The following is a 22,782-nucleotide window of genomic DNA, read 5'->3' as shown; positions in this document are numbered from 1 at the left end:
CTACAAAACAAGCTATTTCCACCTCTTTAAGTCACACCAAGCCAGAGAACCAAATTTATTTTATACCTGCCTATTTTTATTCCATAACCTTGTAAAAAGCATAAGGTTATAATGGTTTTAATCTGATTTCACAGTATTTAATACCATGACAAACACCCTGCTGTTCTTAACCCGTCCCCTCGTTATTTCACTGTTATGGGTTAGCCTTGTAATCAGCATTTGGTACAGCTTGTCACCTCCTTTTGTGATTGATATTTCATTTATCCCTTGGCACTCTGAACAAATCGTTATTTCACTATTTATTGCCTTAATAACGCTATCACTGCTTAGCCCACTGCAAACAAGAAACATGCAAAAAGAACTGGCACAACAATCTGCACAAAGTCAGCAAGTTATTAAAGCCCTTAAACAAACTCACCAAAAGGAAAACTACCGAATTCAAGCTTTAATGCAAAATGAACAATTTGCCTATTGGGAATGGAATGTAAAAACCAATGACGTGCAATATTCTGCACAATGGAAAAAAATGCTCGGCTTGGAACACGACCTCCAATTAACAAGTCTTCACGACATGCAAAACCGCATTCATCCCAAAGATCAAAAAGCCGTTCAGCAAAAATTTCTCAAGGTGTTAAGCGGTAAAGAACCGCTATTTGAGTGTACCCACCGTATTCAGCATGCCGATGGCCACTACATTTGGGTTCACGATAAGGGACAAGTTTATTTAGGCAGTGATGGCAAGATTGAGCGTATATTCTCCATTCGTGTTGATGTGAGTGAACAAAAATGGATTGAAGACGAATTAGAGGTCGATTCCATTATTATTGAGCACGCACTTGAAGGTATCGCCGTTGCAGGCGAAGATTTTAAAATTAAACGCTGTAATAACGCGCTTTGCCAATCGTTAAATCAAACTCGGCAAGCGTTAGAAGGCTCAAGTTTACTTGAGTTAATTAACGGACTACAAAGCAAAGCAGATGACGCCATAATCACATCTTTAGAATCAAAAGGAGCTTGGCGTGGAGAGTTAAGTCTGTTTGATGAGAATAATGAAATCAGAATGGCAAGCCGCATTAGCATTAAAAAGATTTTTCATGATACAACCCAAACGACTCATTACAGCTTTATCCACTCGGATATTACCGACCTTAAAAAAACGCAAGCCGCTTTAGATAATCTAGCTAATGTGGACAGTGTTACAGGATTAGCCAATCGCCATAAACTTTATAATATTTTAGAAACCGCCCTAAATTCTAAAAGTGAAGTTACCCTGATGTTCTTAGACTTGGATAACTTTAAAAACGTTAACGACACTTTAGGTCACGACATTGGCGATTTATTACTCAAACAAGTTGGTAAAGAGATAGGTAAATTGATCCCAAACAACTCACTACTTGCTCGTGTTGGTGGTGACGAATTTGTTTTTTACTATGAACCACATTTGAGCAATTTATCGTCAACCGAAATAGCCCAACGTATTACAGATCGACTCAAACAACCTTTTGTTATTAAAAATCATCAAGTTCATATTGGGTCAAGTATTGGCATCGCCCACTATCCTCAACAATCTTTTGATCGCCAATCACTCATAAAAGCGTCGGATATGGCCATGTATCAAGCCAAAAGAGCTGGTAAGGGTCAGTTTAGAGAGTTTTCTGAAGAATTGACCCCAAATGAATAACAAAACTATCATTCAATAATAAACGACTTTGCAAGCACCTATGAATTGGGTCATGCTACAATCTTCAACTCATTTTAATTGTTAATTTACCAGGGTAACCATGGATATTTTTCAAAAAATCTTTCTTTATTTAGGCGCACTCATTGCCGCAAGCTTTTTGATTGTTGCCTTAATTGCACTTTCTAATGCAGAGAATGGCCAACTTACCGTAGAAGGTTTGTCTCATTTAGAAGGTCAGTTTGTTTCTTTTTATGAGTTTTTTCGCTGGATCGTCTATGTTTGGATGGCATCGGCCATTTTCTTATTTGCACGATTTTTAATGAGAATGTTTAGAAAATAGTCCAACCTCTATAGAGGTTGGCTTTAGTGAGTGTATATGATTAAGGGGATGTATTCCCTTAGCCCGATAAGTATTCCATTAAGTGAATATACAGTTTCTCTAACACTTTAATATTGTGCAAAGTGGCGTCTGTGTCGCAATCGACATAATTTAGTGCATCTTTATTTAGATACCAAAGTCGTTTACAAGTATGAATCGTTACCCGTAATTCATAAGGCGTTGGATTACCTGGTTCTGCCCACTGACCAGGCATCATATCGACTTCTTTGTCATGAAACTGAAAAAGCTTTCCAGTATTATTTGAGTGGTTTGATGAATTAGAACCTGAATAAATCACTCCAGATTCAACCGACATCTTAGGCATTAGATTTGCAACAGTAGCCATAATAAGGACTCCTTAATAAAAACTAAAGATCCCGAAAATTGTTTAGTTAGCTATTGAATTTAACTTTACCTCATTAACAGTATAACCTAGTAAAAAACTAGGAAATTAAACTTTTTAACTTTTCTATTTATCCCTCTATAAAAAACTCTGCGAACAGATCGCAGAGTGAATAATCAAAATATCAAATATTAGCGGTGCTAATTAAAGCCCACGCACCATTTTTCTACAAGGCTGTTTGCTTTGCACAGAGGCGGTTTCATAAGCAATCTCATAGGCAAGTGCAGCATAAGCATCTTTATAGCTCTTACCACTTTCAATATGCTTAGAATAGGCTTGTTGAACTGGTGTAGCTTGCTTAGTTTCAGCAAAACTCAAGGGTGAATTTAGCATCCCAACAATGGTAAAAAGACCTATTACAATTTTCATAATGACTCTCCTCACAATAAAAAGAGACCTCTACACAATTGAGGTCTCATAGATGATTTGCGTTATGACAAATCAATATCATTTACCGTTTTATTGTCATCGACTTCAATTAAGTCATTAAACGCATGCCAACTGGCATAGCCTAACAATGGCATAACAATAATCATGGCTAGACCCAATGTGACTAATCCCAAAACAATGGATGAAGCAATCACTAATGCCCATACGGCCATTGTTAATTTGTTTTCCATTACGACTTGAAAACTTAATACCATCGCTGATATCACACCTACTTTGGTATCTCTTAATAGCAGCGGAATGGTGACCACACTAATAGCAAATACAAAGGCAGAAACTATCGCCGCCCCCACTAAGAAATAAGCCATAAAACTCATACCTGCATCAGAGGCTAAAAAGCCCATTACCCCTAAGTCAGGGTTAACAATTAGCAAGCTATTTGATTTTACAACTGCCGCAATCAGCGGCGTGATTCGTCCCCAAATGGCAATAATAATACCCAAAGCAAGTGCAAAAAGCGCAAACTCCGTGACGTTTTTTCGCCAAGCGAACATTGAATTGAATAGATTAGGGTATTCACCTTTAGAAATATTGATTGAAATTGCATACAAGCCCGTTGCTAAGAACGGTGTTAACATAATGAAGAATGTTGATAAGTTAAATAACATCAATGGTTCAGCTTTAAAAACGCTATGTACTGCGTAGACTGTAAAAGCTATAACTAAACCATAGAATAAAGATGCAACAGGCGCGTGCGCCATATCCATCCACCCTTTTTTTAACCAAACACCAATTTGTGAGATTGAGACATCTCTAGAAACAATATGTTCTCCACTTTCTGTGTAATGATCATGTGTATTTTGAGCACTAATTAGATGAGCCATGACGCCCTCCTTGTATAGTTGTTTCAAAAAATAATAACCAACCTTTTTACTTGGTTACTATTATTTATACACACAGTTATTTGTAATTTCAAGGTTTTTTATTTTTATGAGCATATACAAAAGCTTTTAACACTGTGAAATTTTTAAACGTTTAAACCTCTAAACGGATTGGTAAAGATTAACTAAGATTAAGAGATACTCTGCGTTTATAATATGGGCATTCAGACTGCCTTTAAAAGGCAATGTCCCATATACTTTGTAACTTATTACACAACTTATTACACAACTTATTACACAACTTAATACATAACTTAATACATAACTTAATAGGCACTAAAATGGCAATACAATGGTACCCAGGTCACATGCACAAAGCTCAAAAAGAGGTGCGTGAAATTTTTAACCAGGTAGATGTATTTATTGAAGTGCTTGATGCTCGCATTCCATTCAGCAGCCAAAACCCGCTTATTGAAGAAATTCGTCAAGATAAACCCACCATTAAAATTTTAAGTAAAACAGATTTAGCTGACCCAGCCATTACCGATATTTGGCAAAAGCACATGGAACAAGAGTCAACCATTAAAACTCTAGCGTTTAATACCCAAAACTCGGACAAACGTGAACAGTTACTGAGCCTAATCAAAAAAATGGTGCCCGAAAAAGCCAATAGTGTAAAAACCATTCACGCTTTAATCATTGGAATTCCCAATGTTGGCAAATCAACCTTAATTAATAGCATTACTGGGCGAACCATTGCTAAAACAGGTAATGAACCTGCGGTAACAAAAAACCAACAACGAATTAAACTTGAAGACAATATTACTCTCATTGATACACCAGGCATGTTATGGCCTAATATTGAAAATGAAAACAGCGGTTATCGATTAGCGATTACAGGCGGCATTAAAGAGACAGCTTTTGAACTGCCAGACATTGCCTCCTACGCTGCTGAATACTTTCTTAAGGCGTATCCTGAAGAGTTAAAAACGCGCTTTAACTTAACAGAACTGCCTGAAACAGACATGGAACTTTTAGAAGCCATCGGTCGTCAACGCGGTTGTCTACGTGGTGGAGGCCGCGTTGATTTAGACAAGGTTTCGCGTATTTTAATTATGGAATACCGTGATCACTCAATTGGAAATCTCTCTTTAGAAACACCTGAAATGATTAAAGAAGAGTGGGTTCAAGTTGAAATTCAACGCAAATTAAAAGAAGAAAAAAAGCAAGCTCGTGAAGAACTCAAAAAAGTACGTCGAGCACGCCATAAAAAGAATAAACGCTAACAGCTGGATAATCATTTATGTTGAGTTATTTACACTCTTTTCACGCAGGCAACTTTGCCGATGTTTTAAAACATAGCATCAGTGCCCACATTCTTAACTACTTAATAGAAAAACCGAAACCCGTTTTTTATTTAGATACCCACTCTGGTACAGCGGCCTTTTCACTTCAAGATAATGAAGCGCAAAAAACTCAGGAATATTTAAATGGTATTGCTAAGTTATGGAATCTAACCGAAAGCGAAAAGGCCAACTTACCAGGCCTGGTAACCGAGTACATTGATTTAATAAAAACCTTTAATGAAACTCAAGCGCTAGAAACCTACCCTGGCTCACCTTGGTTTGCTAAAGAAATTTTACGTGAACACGACCGTATGAGTTTATTTGAACTTCACCCGCGTGAATTTAAAACACTTTTACAAAATATTCGTGGCGACAGACGTATTAAAGCCTTTCAAAAAGATGGGTTTCACGCCTGTATCAGCCAATTACCGCCTAAAGAGCGCCGCGGTTATGTATTGATGGATCCGCCGTATGAAGTAAAACAAGACTACAAAACAGCCACCCAAACACTGATTGAAGCACATAAAAAATTTGCGACTGGTACTTATGCCCTTTGGTATCCAGTAGTTGACCGCTATCGTATAGATGAGATAGAGCAAGACTTTATTAAAAGTGGTATTAAAAATATTCAGTTGTTTGAACTCGGTATTCAAGCAGATAAAGAAAAAGGTATGACATCCAGCGGTATGATTGTGATTAACCCACCCTGGACATTGATGAAACAAGCCAAAGACGCATTACCATTATTAGCTACATTGCTGGCGGGTAAAAATGGGCGCTATCGCTGTGAACAGTTAGTAGCTGAATAACAACGATGAAAAACAACAAATAGTATTTTAACGAAAGTGAACGATTATGTATTTTCGGATAGATAAGATTCGGCTAACTTCATCGCCTCTTCTGCGCTCATTCCTTGATGCATAAAATCATAGGCAATTTGCTGTTGCTCCGTTAAAAAACGAGATTCAAAATCGGCAATAAGCGTTTTCCAAGCCTGTTTATCTACTGGATTATCTGGGGTATGCGCAAGTAATTTAGCCAGCATAGCTAAAGCAACCGTTGTATCACTCATGTGATCGTAATACTTAGTGAAGTGTTGAAATAGGTTTTGAATTTCAGCTACATCTAAGGTTTCATTGTTTACTACTTGCAAAGTATCGGCAATATCTTTAAGCAAACTCGCACCCCATTCTTTACCCATTTGAAGTTGAGAAACGGCTAAATTCAGTGCCATACTGGCTTCCTGATAATCCGCTTCGTCAGCCGATAATTCAGAGCCATCTTCAACAAAATCAAACTCGTTTAAACGAGTATTTTGCATAGAAACCAATGCCGTTCTTTCATCGGTCATCAATGTTCTATGGTGAGCTAACAACTGTGTACTCGTGACTTGTGAAATATGACAACCACACAAAAGTCTTTCACCCTGCTGCCGTTGATGAACAACCTCAATACCTTCTAAGCAATAGATTTCATCATTTTCAGTGTTTTTAACACAAACACTAACAACCTGGCCTGGTAGAAAAAGATCTCCGTCATCAACCCAAAAACTCAAACCAGTAAGATTAACGTCATAGCCTTCAAAAGGTGATGAAAAATCACTGTCTTCTAAATTGGTAACCAGAAAAGTTCGAGAGAATCGAGAGGATTGGCGTTGTTCCAAATCCATTTGAATCATCGTCCACGCTCCCCTTCATTAGAATAGTATAAATAAAATGGTGTAAATACTCGTAACAGCAAAATCGTTAAATGCTGTGCAATTACTTTGATTTAAAGCCTAAAGCTAAACATTCAGATTCAGGCAACCAGCCTAAACAACTACGCACCTTAAGTGATTGATAATTTCTTAGAATCGGTAAAACAGTAATCATACCAAATAAGATTTGATACCAATGCCAACCAATGGCAGAGGGTTGTTGTGCCCACCAAAGGTTATTCACGCCAAAATGTTTAGTTTTAAACACAAGATGAATGGCTAAACGCCAGTATTTTAGGGCATATTGAAAACGTGTTTTTAACATCTTATTCCTTATTATTTACAAACAACCAGGCCTGGTAACTTTTATTAATCATTATTCTGGCTGTAACTCAAGCATAGGGGTATTTTCTTTAAATACCGTCGTGCCAACTGGTGCATATATTTTAACCACTTTGCCATTCACTGGTGCCTTGATATATACATATTTTGACCAGGCCTGGTGAAAAGCGACTTCCGCCTTGGCTTTTTCATAAGCGGCTTTAGCCAAATCGTAGCGTAATTGAGAAGCATCTAAAGTACGTTTTGAGGTCACGGTTCTATCATATAAATCTAAAGCCTGATTTAGCTCAATTTTGGCATCATTCATCGCAAACTTAGCCATATTTTGCTGCGATTTTAATAAGCTTAATTTTGCTTGATAACGACTGCTGTCTAAATCGAGTAATTTTTCGCCTGCTTTAACAGCCTGACCTTCTGTTACATACACTTTAGTCACTTGACCTGAAACTAATGCCCCTACTTTAACCGCTGTACTTTCTGCAAAAGCCATACTACTGGCAAGCAATAATGCACTCACGAATAAACCTTGTTTAAATTGTTTAGTCACTTTTATTTCCTTAGATACAAAATTACTCATCATAATCACCTTACGAGTCGTCTATTATTTGGTTTGAGCGAGCGTGGTTTCAACGGGTGTTAAAGCGATTTTTTCACCTAACAAATAATCTAACTGTAACCACAATAAAGCTTGTTTAAAACGCCACTCCACCATTTTGTAGTTTGCTTCTGATAAACGAACCATCGCATCACCCAAATCGGTAGAGCTCTCATTTTCATAGAGCGCACGGCTATAGTCTAAATACAAGTCAGCGTAATCACCAAAAGCTCGACGTTGCTTTTTATCAGCATCAAGCAACTTTAATTGAAAATAGATTTCGCTTACCTGAGTTCTTAATGACTGTTCTAGTTGCTGCGTTTGTGCTTTTATTTTATTAAGCTCTGCTTGAGACTTTGCCATGGCTGAGTTTTTAGCTCCGCCATCATACAACGGCACATCAACTGAAAGTGTGGCTTTCCAATTTCCTTCACGTATCTCTGGATAGCTCGATAGTTGACCAACCCACGCATCTGCGCGCAAACTTGGCGAAGAGGTTTTTTGGGCATTTTGTGCCATAAACAATTGCGCCTGCTGCGCCTGTTGTAAAGCAACCAATTGTGGGTTTTTTTGCATGACTTGTTTTTGTAAGTCCTGTAAACTCAACTCTTTTACAGAACGTGAATTAAAAGAGTTAAGTGCAGGAAAGCTGAGTTCATCTGGTCGTGCATCAGGCAGACCTAGAACATTAGCCAACTCAATTCGAGTTTGTAACTGCATCTGTTCCGCTTTCATTCGTTTAACTAATGCCGCTTCATAGCGTTGTTCTGATTCTAACAAATCAACATCAGAGAGCTGTCCTATGGCATGCCTATCTTTGACTTTATCAAAGCTCACATACTCTATGGCCATGCCTTCATTATCAATACGATATTGAAAATCGGCTAGCAAAACATTGAAATAGGCCTTAACCACATTTAAACGCTGTTTGTTTTCATACATCTCCAGCAACACAGACTGTTGTGCTAATCGTGTTTGATCAGCTTGTAACAAGGTTTCTGAACGATCAAAATCGTATAAGACCTTACCGACATGCAAAGCCAATAAATTATGAGGTTGACTCTCTTCGGCATAATCTCTTCGCCCCAAACGACCTTCTATATTGGCCTGCCAACCATTATCAACTTGATTGCCATCTAAGTTTGCTTTAGCCAAATCAATATTTGCCAACTGCATGCTAATCTCAGGAGAGGTATGGGCAAAAGAGGCCAATAAGGTAGTTAAATCTAATGGATTTGGTAAGTTTGGTTTTTGTATTTCTTGAACAACGGCTTGTTCAGGTGTTTTTTCAGTGGGTATTTCAGCTTTAGAAATAGCCGAATAGCTAACAGTCGCACTTAAAAACAGCGCAATAACTGGAAACAATTTGGCTCTTTTATTAGACAAGAATGGCTTTATATCAATAGAATGTGTGATCAAGGATTTGACCTCTTATTGGATTATTAGCAAGTAATTATCAGGCTCAATGTAATAGCCGCCAACTAAAGAAGATTCGTCATCGACCATTACAAATAAGCAGTTGTTTAGATTATTCTCTATTCGCTTTCTTGCGAGCACGCTTGTAGGCCGTGAATGACTCTTTTTTGTAACTGCCATCAATAACGTACTCAGCTAACCATTTAAACTCTTCTTTGGTGCGAGTAGGTCCAGTATATTTCACTACGGGCTTTCCTTCCAAATCAAAAATCATCATCACAGGTGTGGCGCGTACACGATATTTTTTCTCTGCAATATTTTGAGCGGTATCTTTGGTTCCATCAAAGTCAGTAATTTCGTTGCTGCCTTCAATGTCATGCATTAAGTTAGTAAAGTTATCTTTATAGAGTTTAATGACATCAGGCTCGGTCATAATCGTTGTTCTCATACGATGGCAAAACGGACATTCATCCATATGATAAAAGATAAACACCCCTTTTTTACCATCTTCCTTAGCCACTTCTAGCTCTTCTTGATAGTTACCAAACGTCTCCGAAAAAAACGCATCCTCAGCTGACCAGGCCTGGTAACTTGTAAAAAGCATAAAACTACTTAAACACAAGACAAATAGATTTTTAATATTTAAAACGGAACTCTTAAACATAATTTTCTCTCTTAACAATGAAATCAAATCTATCTTTAATTAACTAAAGTTAACTAAAACATGAGATTATTTTTTGGCTTCTTCAGTTTTCTTATCTTGAATGGTGGTATATCTTTCCATAAAGGTTTCTAACATATTTTGGTCTACCATACCTACTCTTGCTGCAACCACATCACCCGCTGGCGTAACCATATAGGTGGTAGGCAATCCTTTTAAGTCACCAAACGGCGTAGTTCGGCCATCAACTTTACCTTTAAAGCGAACTACTGGGTAGTTAATCATCTGTGACTCTGCAAAATTTTTCACTTTTTGAGGGTCATTTGCTTCGTAGTTAACACCAATAACAACGGCATCTTTATCTTTATGTGCTTCATGAAACAATACTAAATCAGGAATTTCAACCAAACATGGCGGGCACCATGTTGCCCATAAATTAATAATAACCCACTTTCCTTTGTAGTCCGAAAGATACGTCTTATTACCATCTAAGTCAATAAATTCAACATCTTCAGGTTGCTCTTTTGCATAAGATGCATTCATCCCAACTAAAAAACTCATTATCACTAAAATTAAACTGAATACTGTTTTTTGAAATTTCATTCTTTTAAATCCTTAATAGGCGCAAGCCATAACTAAACTTGTTTTAAAACTTGTTTTACAAAAGGAAGCGTTAACCTTCTTTTCTCAACCAGGGTCGCTTGTTCCAGCAACTTTAAAACGGCCAAAAGCTCTTGCAGGTCACTAGAAAACTGCTTAACCAGAAAATTCCCTACCTCATTAGGTAATTCAAACCCCATTTTGGCACTGTGTCTTTGCAAAGCTTCAATCACCTCAGCTTTTTCTTCAAGCCCCTGCATCGCAATAGGCAATACATTCATTAACGCCTTAGCTAACTCCTGAGTACAAATATCCCAATCATTAATGGCTTTCTCTCCAGAAAGGATTATTGTATGACCCTGCACACTTGATTTAGTAATTAAATTCGCTAACGCCACTTCCCACTTAGCATTACCAATAAGATGATTCATATCATCTAGGCAAACCAACGGCGTTTGCTCAAGACCATGTAATACATCAGGAATAAGCGGTAAGCCATCATCACTCATGGGTAAATAGACGCTAGCGCTCTCTTTCTCAGTGACAAATCGACAGGCCGCTTGCAAAAGGTGTGTTTTACCCACACCACCTTTTCCATATAAATAGAAAGCATTGCCACTATTTTTGAGTAGTGCGGCCTGTAGCGCATTTAAGGCAACCGCAATGGATTCTTTTTCTGTGACAAAGGTTTGAAAACACGCATCATCTCTAAGCCCTATTTTTAGTGGCATTTGTACAAACATTAACGAACCTTTTACATATCCGACTGACTAGCAGGCTCGGTTTTATTTTGAAATTGTGGCTTAAAGTTTTGATAGTGCGCGTTTACTTCAAGTTCTTGCTTGTCAGCAGAGATACTCAAAAACTGCACTTTATTCCAACGTTTAAACCAATCTAATACGGTTTGTAAATCGCCTTGGTATTCAATATCAAATTGCGCTTTACCTGCTGAAAGAGTGACCAGGTCAGCTTTTCTAATCATTGGTTGCTGCTCTTTTAAGTCTTGCTCAAGTTGATTTACCTGATCACCAAAGGTAATTTGATTCACATTAACCAAAATATGATTTTTACGTATATTTCTAACGGCGGCTAACTTAACATATTGTTGCATGATAGATTCAAACATCTGCTCCATTAATGCTTGTCGATTGGAACCCATCACAATATTTTTAGCCAATGTTTTACCCGAAAGGCTAAATAAATACCAAGCCAGCTCATACTCACCTTGGGTTTTAGCCAATAATTTAAAACTCAATAAATTTTGCTGACTCTGACTCAACAGCACTTCTTGAATTCTTGTGTAGCTACTTTCAGGATTTACAGGATAGACCCAATTGGTATTTTCATCAGGAATCGAAACCGGCAAACCTAACATCTTTGGATAATCCCTAAAATCGACATCAACTCGGTAGTCTAAAATTTCGGTATTTAATTTCACCAGGCGACCTTGTTGAACAAAAGACCCCATAACAAGCGTTTTTGGACGCTGCGAATACGCCCAAAGTTTAATGTGGTGGGCAGAAAAAGAGGCTTTGAGTCGATCGGCATCAAAGTTCATTTCAATATCTTGACCAACCGTTACCCCATCTTCCTGTCGGGCTTTGATGTTGTAACTCGCTAACCAATCATTTGCAGTATTAATATAATTCTGTCCAATTTTCGAATCTATGAGACGGGTTTGTCCAGTTAAACGCATCAGTAACAACCGCATCCCTTTTTGGGCTTGCCTAGCAACCAATGAAAGGTTTTGAGCCTCTTTACCTTGAGGTATTTTGGCCACATTTAAGGCCTCATCATAAGGTAAGGTAACCGTAAAAAAGGTTTGTGGCATAACAACCGAACTTGCAAAAGAACCAAACGGTAAAACCAACAAACTTAAAATTACTAATAATAGGTGAAAACTTCTCATATCTGACCCACAAAATTTCGTTACAATATCATAATATTTTTTCGTAAAGTCAGTACAGACTTTTGCCTGACATGGTCAGCTTTTTTCAAGGCTTGAGAGTCATAAATACACTCAATTCGCAAAATTACGAAATTGTACTGATAATACAGCCTTCAGTACCTTAACTCATTTTAAACCGTTAGATTATAGATTCGAGATTATGACAACAAATACACAATCCATTAGTTATAAAGATGCTGGTGTTGATATTGATGCGGGTAACGCATTAGTTGAAGCCATCAAACCCATTGCAAAAGCCACAACTCGTCCAGAAGTTCCTGCTTCTTTAGGTGGCTTTGGTGCACTATTTGAATTGGATATGAGTAAGTACAAAAATCCAATTTTAGTTTCAGGTACGGATGGTGTGGGTACAAAACTGCGTTTAGCCATTGATAGCGGTAAACATGACAAAGTGGGTATCGACTTAGTTGCCATGTGTGTTAACGACTTGATTGTTCAAGGTGCAGAGCCTCTTTTCTTCTTAGATTATTATGCAACGGGTAAGTTAGACCTTCCAGTGGCGACTGACGTAGTTAAAGGCATTGGTGAAGGTTGCCTTCAGTCTGGTTGCGCATTAATCGGTGGTGAAACCGCTGAGATGCCTGGCATGTACCCTGATGGCGATTATGACCTTGCTGGATTCTGTGTAGGTATTGTTGAAAAAGCTGATTTGATTGATGGCACTAAAGTTAAAGCGGGTGATGTAATGCTTGGTTTAGCATCAACTGGCCCACACTCAAACGGTTACTCTTTAATTCGTAAAATCTTAGAAGTCAGCAATGCTGATTTACAAATGGATATGGACGGTCAACCACTGATTGATGCGCTAATGGCACCAACTAAGATTTACGTTAAATCATTATTAGAGCTAATGAAGTCGGTTGATATTCATGCGGTATCTCATATCACAGGTGGTGGTTTATTAGAAAACCTACCTCGTGTTATGCCTGCTAACACTATGGCCAATATTGACACTAACAGCTGGAAACGCCCTGCGGTATTTGATTGGATTCAAGCAAATGGCAACGTTGAATTTGAAGAGATGCACCGTACATTGAACTGCGGTATTGGTTTGGTCATTGTGGTTGATGCCGCAGTGCAAGAAAAAGCGATTGAAATTCTAACTAAAGCTGGTGAAACCGTATCGGTAATTGGTCAGATTGAAACCTCAGAACAAACTGAACCTACAGTTCAATTAGTTCAAGGTTAATCAATCGATATTCCCTATCATTTAAGAGCTTAGTTTAGTCTTAACAAAACTAAGCTCTTAAAGATAAGGTTAATCTTTAAAAAAGTTATAGCTATCTATATGACTCGTTTAAAGATTAACTTTTCTCAAAGCATCACTCTTTTTTTAATTTCAAATGATTAAATTCAACCCCCTCATTTAGAAACACAGCCAATCAATATGCAATCAATGAACACTCTATCACCCAAAAAAATTGCCATACTCATCTCGGGTAGTGGCTCCAATCTTCAAGCCATCATTGACCATCAAAAAGAGCATGCTGAGTTGTATGAGATTGCTTTAGTGATTTCTAACCGACCTGACGCCTATGGCGTTACTCGCGCTCAAAACGCAGGCATTCAGACCTTAGTGATTGATCATAAAAAGTTTGAATCTCGTGAAAGTTTTGATGCAGTTTTACAAAAAGCCATTGACTCAATCAATATTGACTTAATTGTGCTGGCTGGTTTTATGCGAATTTTGACCACTGGCTTTACCCAACATTTTTTAGGCAAAATGCTTAATATTCACCCTTCATTACTGCCTAAATATACAGGCCTAAACACCCATCAACGTGCATTAGAGGCGGGTGATAAAAAACACGGCCTGAGCATCCACTTTGTAACGGCTGAACTGGATGGTGGGCCAGTCATTTTACAAGCTGAAGTACCTATTGAAACAAACGATACAGAAGAGAGCTTAGCGAATAAAGTTCACACACAAGAGCATATTGCTTACCCTCTTGTGGTGGAATGGTTCGTCACTGGCAAACTAGCGTTAAAAAACAACCAGGCCTGGTTAAATCAAAGCTGCCTTCATACTCCTATCTTGTTAAACAACCTAAACTAAGGGTATGCTAAAGAACATGCTCAGCTTACTTCTCATTAAGAGGTCTTACATGTTCAACATATCTTTCAAACATAAGCGTTTAATTAAAAAAACCAAACTTAAACACGCTTTTTATAGCGCAATCCTTTTGGGTCTATTTTCAATCAATCCATCTTATTCAGCGGAACTATCTGATTTTAAGGCAACTTATGACGTTGACGCACTCGGTTTAACGTTGGGTCAAGCAAAACACCAGTTCACCTGCCAAAACTCAAACTGTGTTTTAAAAAGTGACGCTAAACCTTCTGGTTTTGCTGCTGCATTTTTTAAAGACTCTTCTCATGAAACCATTCATCTAAAACAAACCAAAGACAATTTAACTTGGCAAAGCTACCACAAACTCGGTATTAGCTACAAAGATGACAAAGCAAAAGAGAAACACCAAAATTTTGTGTTTAATGCGGATAAAAACAGTGTTGTCTACCCTGAAAAAAACCGTGAATGGCCTATGCAACCAAAACTTTTTGACAGTATATCCATCGCCTACGCAATCCAGCATGCCGTCATCAATCAACAACCCATTGACAGTTTCACGTTACAAGATGGCAATTTTCAAGACAAACTTAACCTTAAATCAACCGATAAACATAACTTTGTTGCGTTGGATTTTGCTGATGATAATATTGATGCCGTAAAATATCGCTTTACCAGCCAACATGTTGAAATTGAGTTGTGGTTATTGCCAAAATATAATTATTTTCCAGGTAAAATACGCATTGTAAATAAAGAAGAAAAAACCATCACTCTGACATTAGCAGAGCCCCCTAAATTTTTGTGAATACAGCATTATGAAATTAAGTGATAGAGACATCATCCAACACCTTAAGGTTGGTAAAATTGCCATTAGCCCAGAGCCTGGACCAGATAAAATCAAAGGTATCAGTGTTGATTTACGGTTAGATAACCGCTTTAGAGTGTTTAATGACCACACCGCACCTTACATTGATTTAAGCGGCCCAAAAGATGAAGTACAAAAAATTATGGATACGGTGATGGGCGATGAAATTTTAATCGCTGAAGACCAAGCCTTCTTTTTGCACCCAGGCGAACTCGCTTTAGCAGCAACGCTAGAATCGATTACCATCCCTGATGACTTGGTTGGCTGGTTAGATGGTCGTTCAAGCCTGGCACGTCTTGGCTTAATGGTTCATGTTACTGCACACCGAATTGATCCAGGCTGGCATGGACAAATTGTATTAGAAATTTTTAACAGCGGTAAATTGCCATTAGCACTGCGCCCAGGCATGGACATTTGCGCTATTAACTTTGAAACCCTTTCCAGTGCCGCAACCAAACCCTACAATAAACGTGCAGATGCAAAATATAAAAACCAGACAGGCCCAACATCTAGCCGCATTAATGAAGACCAAAAATTAAATGACCGCCAGCTAGAACTTTTAAACGAACATTAACACTCAAGCTGATGCGTTAATATTGCCAAAATCCTTTTTCAGATAGATTTTGGCCAGTCTCTACGGTCATAAACCCTTCAGAATCTTTCTACTTACTATCTATATAATACAAACTAAAGCTGAGATTTCCCGAGTGGATTAAGACTAGCAACCCTTAACTTAAAAGAGATGACTAATATGAAAACCTTACTTCAATCCTTTGTTATTCTTATCAGCGTTGGCTTTACATCGATCTCTTATGCAGAACAGATGTCAAATATAAATGGCATGAACATGCAACAGATGATGGCACAAATGCAAAAAATGCAACAATGCTTACTTCAAGTTGATGAAGCTGAATTACGTCAATACGAGGCAAGGATTAACCAGCTTGAACCTGAGTTAAAATCACTTTGCCAGCAAGGTAAGCGTGATGAAGCGCAAAATAAAGCCATTGCCTTTGGTAAAGAAGTCGCCAACTCATCGTCTATAAAAATCATTAAAGAGTGTACTAAAAACATGCAAACAAATGGTTTTATGCCGCCTATGCCTGACTTTGATGACTTAGGTGATCGCCACATTTGTGATGAACGTGATAAGCATTAGAAATAATTTTTATCGCAATACTACCTACAAGCCCTTCAAAACATATTAGATAAATCTTATTTACTTACTGATTAAATTTACTGAATTGACCCCGAGTGAAAGAAAACAGATACTCTGAGGTCTAACTTATAAGGTCGCCATTAAAGTGATTTTTTTGGCCTAATTTATCACCGTAGTTAAATAAGGAGCAACGGATGCTCGATATGTTTAAAAATTTATGGTTTAGAGACACTAATGAACAAGCCATCTATATCAATGAAGTGGCTATGCGTATTCGCGCAGGCATGTTACTGCTGATTCCTCTTTATATGGGTCTTACACTTTACGATGTTGTTTACACAAGTAGTTGGGTTGTTGATGGCAATACTGCGGTAGATACTTACGATACCAACTGGGATGACCAAATTATTTACCAGGTTGAGGCGGTAAAACGGACTTATGACTACACCGTGCAAACCTGGTTACTCTTTTATGGCTTGTTTGAAATGATAGCGGGCATGTTTGTCTTAACTTCTCGCCTGTCTCCAACCATCTATTTAGCGACTTTTTTAGCTCGTAACGTTCCTCCAGTCTGGAAACCTCTCGTTCCAAAACGTTTTGCCTGGACGATAGGTGCGTCTTTAATTACCGTTTGTTTAATGTTTTTTAATCCAGATACAGTAGCTGGTTGGATTAATAGTGTGGCGGGACAAACACTTGTTTCGGAAACTGAAAACTTTATCCCTTATTGGGTGCCTGTAAACCTCGTTTGGGTCTGTATTGCATTTATGTGGCTAGAGGCTATTTTAGGTTTTTGTGTGGGCTGTAAAGTTCACTCATTATTAGTATGGATGGGCGTTATCAAAGAAGAGTGTTACGAATGTAACAATATTGACTGGGATGAAATCGCTCGTAAACATAAAGAAAAACAGGTCGCTGAAAGCTCATCAAGCTAATCTAAACTTCTACACCTAAACACTAAACAACCAGGCCTGGCTAATTCTTTTTTACCAGGCCTGGTTTGCCCTGTGATTAACTCAATTATGTAAACACAGGACAACTTCAAAAGTACTATTCCAACCTTTAATAATCTATTTTACCGCGCAAACTTTTAATCTGACCTCGCTTAGCCTTTCCTTCCAAACGCCTTTTTTGAGAACCTTTTGTTGGCTTTGTTGCAAGCCTGGCTTTGGCCACAACCATAACGGACTGTATAAGCTCTCGCAATCGTTTAAAAGCATCGTCTCTGTTTTTTTCTTGAGTGCGAAACTTCTGAGCCTTGATAACCAAAACGCCCTCTTTACTGATACGTTTATCTTTAAGTGCTAACAATCGAGTTTTATAAGGTTCAGGCAAGGAGGATTGCACAATATCAAAACGTAGATGAATGGCAGACGACACCTTATTGACATTTTGACCCCCAGCCCCTTGAGAACGAATGGCTGTAAGCTCAACTTCATCATCTGCAATTGAAATATTATTTGAGATAGTAATCATAAAAAGACAGCTTATTCATTTTAAAATTCAATCACAAAGACACTAAGACGAGGGTCTAAGTGTTTTTAATAAAGTTTAGTTTTAAATAAACTTCGTGTCTTCGTAACTTCGTGGTCAATTAAAATAACTAAAAAAATCTATTAATCATTTGTTGGTCGTAAAAAAAGTTGATAACCAAGGTTATCTTGTTCATTAACAAAGGGATAACCTAAACTTTCTAAATACGCTTCAAAATCAGCATGTTGCTCGGGTGGAACTTGCACCCCAACCAAAACTCGCCCATAAGCTGAGCCATGATTACGATAATGAAATAAACTGATATTCCACTCTTCACTCATATGAATCAAGAAATTCAATAAGGCTCCTGGACGCTCAGGAAATTGAAAACGATACAGCAATTCGTTTTGCACACCATTAGCATGACCACCGACCATAAAACGCAGATGCAATTTAGCCATCTCATTATCTGACATATCTTGTACAGAATAATTAGCTGCTTTTAATTCTGCCAGAATGGCTTCTTTTTCAGCATAACCACCCTCAGTACGTACCCCCACAAATACCACAGCGTGATTACTGTCTGAGTAACGATAATTAAACTCAGTAATGGCGCGACGTTTACCCAACAGCTCGCAAAACTCTTTAAAACTCCCAGGAGTTTCATCAATGGTGACCGCAAAGATCGCTTCTCGTTTCTCACCCAATTCCGTTCTTTCAGAAATATGGCGTAAACGATCAAAATTCATATTAGCGCCACTGACGGTAGCGGCCATATTCAAACCCGACACCTGGTATTTCTCAACAAACTTTTTAGCCCCCGCAACCGCTAAAGCCCCCGCTGGTTCAGCAATGGCACGGGTATCTTCAAAAATATCTTTTACCGCGGCACAAATTTCATCTGTTTTAACGGTAATCATCTCATCGACGCAAGTCTGAGCAATTCTAAATGGAATCTCTCCCACTTGAGCTACCGCAACCCCATCGGCAAAAATGCCGACTTCATCTAAAACCACTCTTTTATTCGCTTTAAGCGCCTCAGTCATACAAGCCGCATCTTCAGGTTCAACCCCAATGATTCGAGTCTTAGGTGAAACCTGTTTAATGACCGAAGCAATTCCAGCAATTAAACCACCGCCGCCAACGCAAACAAAAATGACATCAAGCGGTTTACTAAACTGCCTAAGCATCTCTAAAGCAACCGTACCCTGGCCTGCAATCACATCTAAATCATCATAAGGGTGAATATAAGTAAGCTGCTTCTCTTCAACCAATTTTTTAGCATAAGCAGAAGCTTGATCATAAGAGTCGCCAACCAAAACCACATTACCGCCCATATCACGAACCGCATTCACTTTAATAGGTGGCGTAGTTTCTGGCATAACAATGGTTGCTTCAACACCCAATTTTGATGCCGCCAACGCAACCCCTTGAGCGTGATTTCCAGCTGAAGCGGCAATCACCCCCGCTTTTTTCTCCTCATCAGAAAGTTGCACCATTCGGTTATAAGCGCCACGCAGTTTAAAGGAAAAAACAGGCTGTAAATCTTCGCGCTTTAAATAAATCTTATTTTGTAAACGTTTAGATAAAAGTGGCGCTAGCTCTAGCGGTGTTTCTCTCGCCACATCATAAACAGGTGCGGTTAAGACTCTTTTAAGGATTTCTTCTGGCATTCACATTCCTAACGGTTTATACCCAGTGCCTTAATTTGGATGGACAAAAAGTAAAAACGCTTTAAACATTATCAATAAATTGTCCTCATTATAGCATCCAAACACATTAAAAATTGGCGCTTATCAAGCGATAATTTAGCCTGTAAACAACCGTTTTCCATATAAAAGATAACTCTGTTGTCGAACTCTTTTATTAGGAAAATTAATCAAGCATCACTAATAATTTATATAACCATTTAACCCATTCTTAACTCTAATCAATAATCCAAACTCTCTTAAGACTTTCTTTAATGTTTAGTCAATCTACATGGTAAACTTTCAGTAATTTCTTAACAGTATTTATTTTCTCCATACTTACAATACATCCAAATTTAAATCCCTATCACTTAATAAATAAAACTCGATAGATACACGTTCTTAAGGGTCAACCATGTTCACACGTAAAAAAATCCACATTGCCATCTTATCTGCTTGTTTAGTGCCAACTTACACTTTAGCGACTGATTTAGCGCCTGTTGAAGTTACAGCAACCAAAGATACTGCACAACAAATTACTACAGACGCAACAACATTACTCAATTCAGGTAACTCCGAGACAGGAACAACCTTACGCCAAATTTCTGGTGTAGATGCTTCTCGAATGGGTGGTCACGGTGTGGATTTAGTAATTCGCGGACAAAGTGCATCACAGTTAAATGTACTGATTGACGGGGCTAAAATCGAAGGTGGTTGCCCTAACCGCATGGACCCTCCAACGGCCTATGCTGAAATGAGCAGTTTTGATGAAGTAACCGTGGTCAAAGGTGTTAACTCGGTAACTTATGGCTCAGGTGGAACTGGTGGTACCGTGCTGTTTGAGCGTAAGGCACCAACCTTTGAAGAAGGCAAACCTTATAACGGTGAAATCAATATTGGTGGCACCAACAATGGTGTAACCAAAGATATGAATGCCACGATTTCTGCTGGTGGTGACAAAGGTTATATCGTTTTACAGGGTTCAAAAAAATCAGCCGATAACTATACCGATGGTAATGGCAATGAAGTTGAATCGAGTTATGAAAGCCAACAGGGTCATATCGACTTAGGTTGGACGCCGAATGAAAACCATGAACTGCGTTTATCCTATGAAAACACACTAGTTGAAGATGCTTTATTTGCAGGTGCTTCGATGGATTCCCCTAAATCAGACGGTACAACCACCAGCCTAAGATACAAAGGCGCCAATATTTCAGAAAACATTCAAAATATTGAAGTTGATATCTACAGCTCTGATGTTGACCATGAAATGGACAACTATACTTTAAGAGAAAATACACCTGGAATGAAGTCTCTAAACATAACCAATGTTAAAACGCAGGGAGCAAAAATTCAGTTAACAAGCATGGTTGGGCACACACAATTAGATTATGGTATTCAGTTTGAAGGCGTCGATAAAATTTCCACATTATCTAATGCTGCAAGTGGTCAAAGTATGTGGTACATGTGGCCAGACGTAAAAAGTGAAACCAAAAGTATTTTTGCAGAGTCCACCTCGTTCTTTAGAGACAATCAAAAAGTTATCTTAGGTTTAAGGTATGACGCCTACAATGCCGATGCTAATGCCGCCGATTTAGATGGTCATTCAGGAGGCGGTACTACCAATATAGCAAGTGAATTATATAACGCAACGTACAGTAATAATTCAACTGACACAAATACTGAACAAGGTAACCTAAATGGCCTTTTAAGATATGAACGTACTCTTGAAAATGAAATTAATTTATTTGCGGGCTTAAGCCGCACTCACCGCTATGCTGATGCAACTGAGTTATTTATTGCGAAAGGCGGCACTAAGAATGGAAATGATATTTCATGGGTCGGTAACCCAGACCTGAATCCTGAACAGCATAACCAACTTGACATTGGAATCTCACAAAAAAGTTCAAGTTCTAATTGGTCTGTATCAGCTTACTACGATGTAGTGAATGATTATATTTTGAAAGACTTAGGTAAAAATCAAACCGCTTATCTTAAGGCACACTCAGGAGGGGTTGATAACCGTACAGTTTATCTAAACAAGGATGCCACCATTGTTGGTTTAGAAATGTCGGGTAATATGAAAGCAACACAAAATATTACGCTTGGTGGTAATGCCAGTCTAGCTAATGGAACCAATGAAACTGACAACCGCAATCTAAGCAATATCGCACCGCTTTCAGGTAGTGTTTATGCTCAATATGCAGGCTCTAACTGGGATGCAGGTTCACGTTTTAATTTCGCAACCAATCAAGATTCTGTAAACACTGACTTTAATGAGCTTGAAACAGCAGGCTGGAGTACATTAGATTTATTTGGTAACTACAAAATCAATAAAAACATCAAGCTTTCAGCTGGTGTAGATAATCTCTTTGACCACGCTTACTACACCTATTTCAATCGCACAGATGCGACAACAGGTGCAACCTATAAAGTCTACGAACCAGGCCGTGTAGTTTGGGCTAAACTGAATGCTAAATTTTAATTTTCTGAATTAAATATCGTTTTACACCAAAAGCCATTTATTGATTCAATAAATGGCTTTATTGTTTTTTACACAAAGAGATTTACATGAATACTAAAGTCATTCTATTTATCGTTACCTTGAGTGCCATTCTTGGAACAGCGTGGATTGTTCAACCTTTTAATAAAGTGAACAATCAAACTCAAATCATCACTGCAGATAAACCCATTGGTGGTGACTTTGCTCTTCAGGGTATTAATGGAAAAACCCAGTTAAGTGATTACCAAGGTAAGCTTGTATTACTCTATTTTGGTTACACCTATTGTCCTGATATTTGCCCAACCAATCTAGGCAACCTATCTATGGCTTATCAACAGTTATCAGATAAAGAAAAAGCGGCGTTACAAATTATTTTTGTTTCAGTTGATCCAGAACGAGATACGCCTAGCCGTTTGCAGGAATATGTAAATTACTTTGATGCCAATATGATTGGCTTAACCAGTGATGCACAAACCATCGCTAAAATTGCTAAAAATTATGGTGTTGTTTATGCCAAAGTAGATGACCCTAATAACGGTACCAATTATGCCGTTGACCACTCTGCCTTTACTTATGTGGTTGACCAAGAGGGTAAATTACAAAACCAATTACCACACGCCACATCACCTGATATGTTTATTAAAATCATTCAGCAATATGTGAAATAACA

The 22,782-nt window shown here is 38.2% G+C and carries 25 protein-coding genes; 12 read left to right on the top strand and 13 right to left on the bottom strand.

Annotation, left to right across the window (positions count from 1 at the left end; genetic code table 11):
* Positions 1 to 145: 145 nt before the first annotated feature.
* Both A379_RS11990 and A379_RS11985 read left to right on the top strand, forming a co-directional pair.
* A complete protein-coding gene (locus tag A379_RS11990) occupies positions 146 to 1,681 on the top strand; it encodes a sensor domain-containing diguanylate cyclase (protein ID WP_040728325.1) in 1,536 nt (511 codons plus the stop codon).
* Positions 1,682 to 1,781: 100 nt separating this feature from the next.
* Positions 1,782 to 2,021 carry a hypothetical protein gene (locus tag A379_RS11985; protein WP_040728321.1) on the top strand — a complete coding sequence of 80 codons (240 nt, stop codon included), beginning with the start codon at positions 1,782 to 1,784 and terminating at the stop codon, positions 2,019 to 2,021.
* A 58-nt stretch (positions 2,022 to 2,079) separates the two neighbouring features.
* Here the strand turns inward: A379_RS11985 and A379_RS11980 are convergent, their stop codons facing one another.
* From A379_RS11980 to A379_RS11970, 3 genes are all read right to left on the bottom strand, one after another.
* The gene (locus A379_RS11980) at positions 2,080 to 2,406 is read right to left on the bottom strand and encodes a hypothetical protein (protein WP_040728318.1); all 327 of its coding nucleotides are present in this window, start codon (positions 2,404 to 2,406) and stop codon (positions 2,080 to 2,082) included.
* A 201-nt stretch (positions 2,407 to 2,607) separates the two neighbouring features.
* Positions 2,608 to 2,832, bottom strand: coding sequence for a hypothetical protein (locus tag A379_RS11975; protein ID WP_040728317.1), 225 nt, complete (start codon positions 2,830 to 2,832; stop codon positions 2,608 to 2,610).
* 62 nt (positions 2,833 to 2,894) lie between these two features.
* Positions 2,895 to 3,734 (bottom strand): DUF2189 domain-containing protein, encoded by an 840-nt coding sequence (locus A379_RS11970; RefSeq protein WP_040728315.1) that lies wholly within the window; start codon positions 3,732 to 3,734, stop codon positions 2,895 to 2,897.
* A gap of 338 nt (positions 3,735 to 4,072) precedes the next feature.
* Between A379_RS11970 and ylqF the strand changes: the two genes are divergently transcribed.
* Together ylqF and A379_RS11960 are read left to right on the top strand one after the other, a co-directional pair.
* Positions 4,073 to 5,017, top strand: coding sequence for a ribosome biogenesis GTPase YlqF (gene ylqF / locus A379_RS11965; protein ID WP_040728314.1), 945 nt, complete (start codon positions 4,073 to 4,075; stop codon positions 5,015 to 5,017).
* Positions 5,018 to 5,034: 17 nt separating this feature from the next.
* Positions 5,035 to 5,886, top strand: a complete 852-nt coding sequence (locus A379_RS11960) for a 23S rRNA (adenine(2030)-N(6))-methyltransferase RlmJ (RefSeq protein ID WP_040728313.1) — start codon at positions 5,035 to 5,037, stop codon at positions 5,884 to 5,886.
* A gap of 44 nt (positions 5,887 to 5,930) precedes the next feature.
* On the opposite strand, the gene A379_RS11955 is transcribed toward A379_RS11960, so the two are convergent.
* The 8 genes from A379_RS11955 to A379_RS11920 all read right to left on the bottom strand — a co-directional run bounded on the left by A379_RS11955 (position 5,931) and on the right by A379_RS11920 (position 12,296).
* Positions 5,931 to 6,755, bottom strand: coding sequence for a PilZ domain-containing protein (locus tag A379_RS11955; RefSeq protein WP_040728312.1), 825 nt, complete (start codon positions 6,753 to 6,755; stop codon positions 5,931 to 5,933).
* Between the two features lie 82 nt (positions 6,756 to 6,837).
* Positions 6,838 to 7,098 carry a hypothetical protein gene (locus tag A379_RS11950; protein WP_040728311.1) on the bottom strand — a complete coding sequence of 87 codons (261 nt, stop codon included), beginning with the start codon at positions 7,096 to 7,098 and terminating at the stop codon, positions 6,838 to 6,840.
* Between the two features lie 51 nt (positions 7,099 to 7,149).
* A complete protein-coding gene (locus A379_RS11945; RefSeq protein WP_232744849.1) occupies positions 7,150 to 7,662 on the bottom strand; it encodes an efflux RND transporter periplasmic adaptor subunit in 513 nt (170 codons plus the stop codon).
* Positions 7,663 to 7,716: 54 nt separating this feature from the next.
* Entirely contained in the window at positions 7,717 to 9,096 is a 1,380-nt protein-coding gene (locus A379_RS11940) for a TolC family protein (protein WP_157832376.1), read from the bottom strand.
* Between the two features lie 142 nt (positions 9,097 to 9,238).
* Positions 9,239 to 9,790, bottom strand: coding sequence for a thioredoxin fold domain-containing protein (locus A379_RS11935; RefSeq protein WP_051145204.1), 552 nt, complete (start codon positions 9,788 to 9,790; stop codon positions 9,239 to 9,241).
* A gap of 66 nt (positions 9,791 to 9,856) precedes the next feature.
* Positions 9,857 to 10,390: a TlpA disulfide reductase family protein gene (locus A379_RS11930; protein WP_051145203.1), complete on the bottom strand. Its 534-nt coding sequence runs from the start codon at positions 10,388 to 10,390 to the stop codon at positions 9,857 to 9,859.
* A gap of 32 nt (positions 10,391 to 10,422) precedes the next feature.
* A complete protein-coding gene (gene hda / locus A379_RS11925) occupies positions 10,423 to 11,130 on the bottom strand; it encodes a DnaA regulatory inactivator Hda (protein WP_040728309.1) in 708 nt (235 codons plus the stop codon).
* Positions 11,131 to 11,141: 11 nt separating this feature from the next.
* A complete protein-coding gene (locus tag A379_RS11920; protein WP_040728308.1) occupies positions 11,142 to 12,296 on the bottom strand; it encodes a DUF2066 domain-containing protein in 1,155 nt (384 codons plus the stop codon).
* Positions 12,297 to 12,495: 199 nt separating this feature from the next.
* Here A379_RS11920 and purM point away from each other — a divergent pair, with 199 nt between their 5' ends.
* The 6 genes from purM (at position 12,496) to A379_RS11890 (ending at position 17,383) form a co-directional block, all read left to right on the top strand.
* Entirely contained in the window at positions 12,496 to 13,545 is a 1,050-nt protein-coding gene (gene purM / locus A379_RS11915) for a phosphoribosylformylglycinamidine cyclo-ligase (RefSeq protein WP_040728306.1), read from the top strand.
* Between the two features lie 198 nt (positions 13,546 to 13,743).
* A complete protein-coding gene (gene purN / locus A379_RS11910) occupies positions 13,744 to 14,412 on the top strand; it encodes a phosphoribosylglycinamide formyltransferase (RefSeq protein ID WP_051145202.1) in 669 nt (222 codons plus the stop codon).
* 49 nt (positions 14,413 to 14,461) lie between these two features.
* Complete coding sequence (locus A379_RS11905) at positions 14,462 to 15,229, top strand: DUF3108 domain-containing protein (protein ID WP_040728305.1); 768 nt, start codon at positions 14,462 to 14,464, stop codon at positions 15,227 to 15,229.
* Positions 15,230 to 15,239: 10 nt separating this feature from the next.
* On the top strand, positions 15,240 to 15,863 hold the full coding sequence (dcd, locus tag A379_RS11900) for a dCTP deaminase (protein WP_040728304.1): 624 nt from the start codon (positions 15,240 to 15,242) through the stop codon (positions 15,861 to 15,863).
* Positions 15,864 to 16,040: 177 nt separating this feature from the next.
* On the top strand, positions 16,041 to 16,448 hold the full coding sequence (locus tag A379_RS11895) for a hypothetical protein (RefSeq protein ID WP_040728303.1): 408 nt from the start codon (positions 16,041 to 16,043) through the stop codon (positions 16,446 to 16,448).
* 194 nt (positions 16,449 to 16,642) lie between these two features.
* On the top strand, positions 16,643 to 17,383 hold the full coding sequence (locus tag A379_RS11890; protein WP_040728302.1) for a DUF4395 domain-containing protein: 741 nt from the start codon (positions 16,643 to 16,645) through the stop codon (positions 17,381 to 17,383).
* A gap of 127 nt (positions 17,384 to 17,510) precedes the next feature.
* On the opposite strand, the gene arfB is transcribed toward A379_RS11890, so the two are convergent.
* Together arfB and ilvA are read right to left on the bottom strand one after the other, a co-directional pair.
* Positions 17,511 to 17,924: an alternative ribosome rescue aminoacyl-tRNA hydrolase ArfB gene (gene arfB, locus A379_RS11885; RefSeq protein WP_040728301.1), complete on the bottom strand. Its 414-nt coding sequence runs from the start codon at positions 17,922 to 17,924 to the stop codon at positions 17,511 to 17,513.
* Positions 17,925 to 18,064: 140 nt separating this feature from the next.
* Positions 18,065 to 19,594, bottom strand: a complete 1,530-nt coding sequence (gene ilvA, locus A379_RS11880; protein ID WP_040728300.1) for a threonine ammonia-lyase, biosynthetic — start codon at positions 19,592 to 19,594, stop codon at positions 18,065 to 18,067.
* Between the two features lie 430 nt (positions 19,595 to 20,024).
* On the opposite strand from ilvA, the gene A379_RS11875 reads away from it, so the two are divergent.
* Positions 20,025 to 22,094: a TonB-dependent receptor domain-containing protein gene (locus A379_RS11875; RefSeq protein ID WP_051145201.1), complete on the top strand. Its 2,070-nt coding sequence runs from the start codon at positions 20,025 to 20,027 to the stop codon at positions 22,092 to 22,094.
* An 86-nt stretch (positions 22,095 to 22,180) separates the two neighbouring features.
* Positions 22,181 to 22,780: an SCO family protein gene (locus A379_RS11870; RefSeq protein WP_040728299.1), complete on the top strand. Its 600-nt coding sequence runs from the start codon at positions 22,181 to 22,183 to the stop codon at positions 22,778 to 22,780.
* Positions 22,781 to 22,782 lie beyond the last annotated feature (2 nt).

The sequence above is a fragment of the Thiomicrorhabdus sp. Kp2 genome (assembly GCF_000478585.1).
Taxonomy (GTDB): Bacteria; Pseudomonadota; Gammaproteobacteria; order Thiomicrospirales; family Thiomicrospiraceae; genus Thiomicrorhabdus.
Note: the sequence above shows the minus strand (reverse complement) of the source record. Positions and strands in the feature narration are given on the sequence as shown.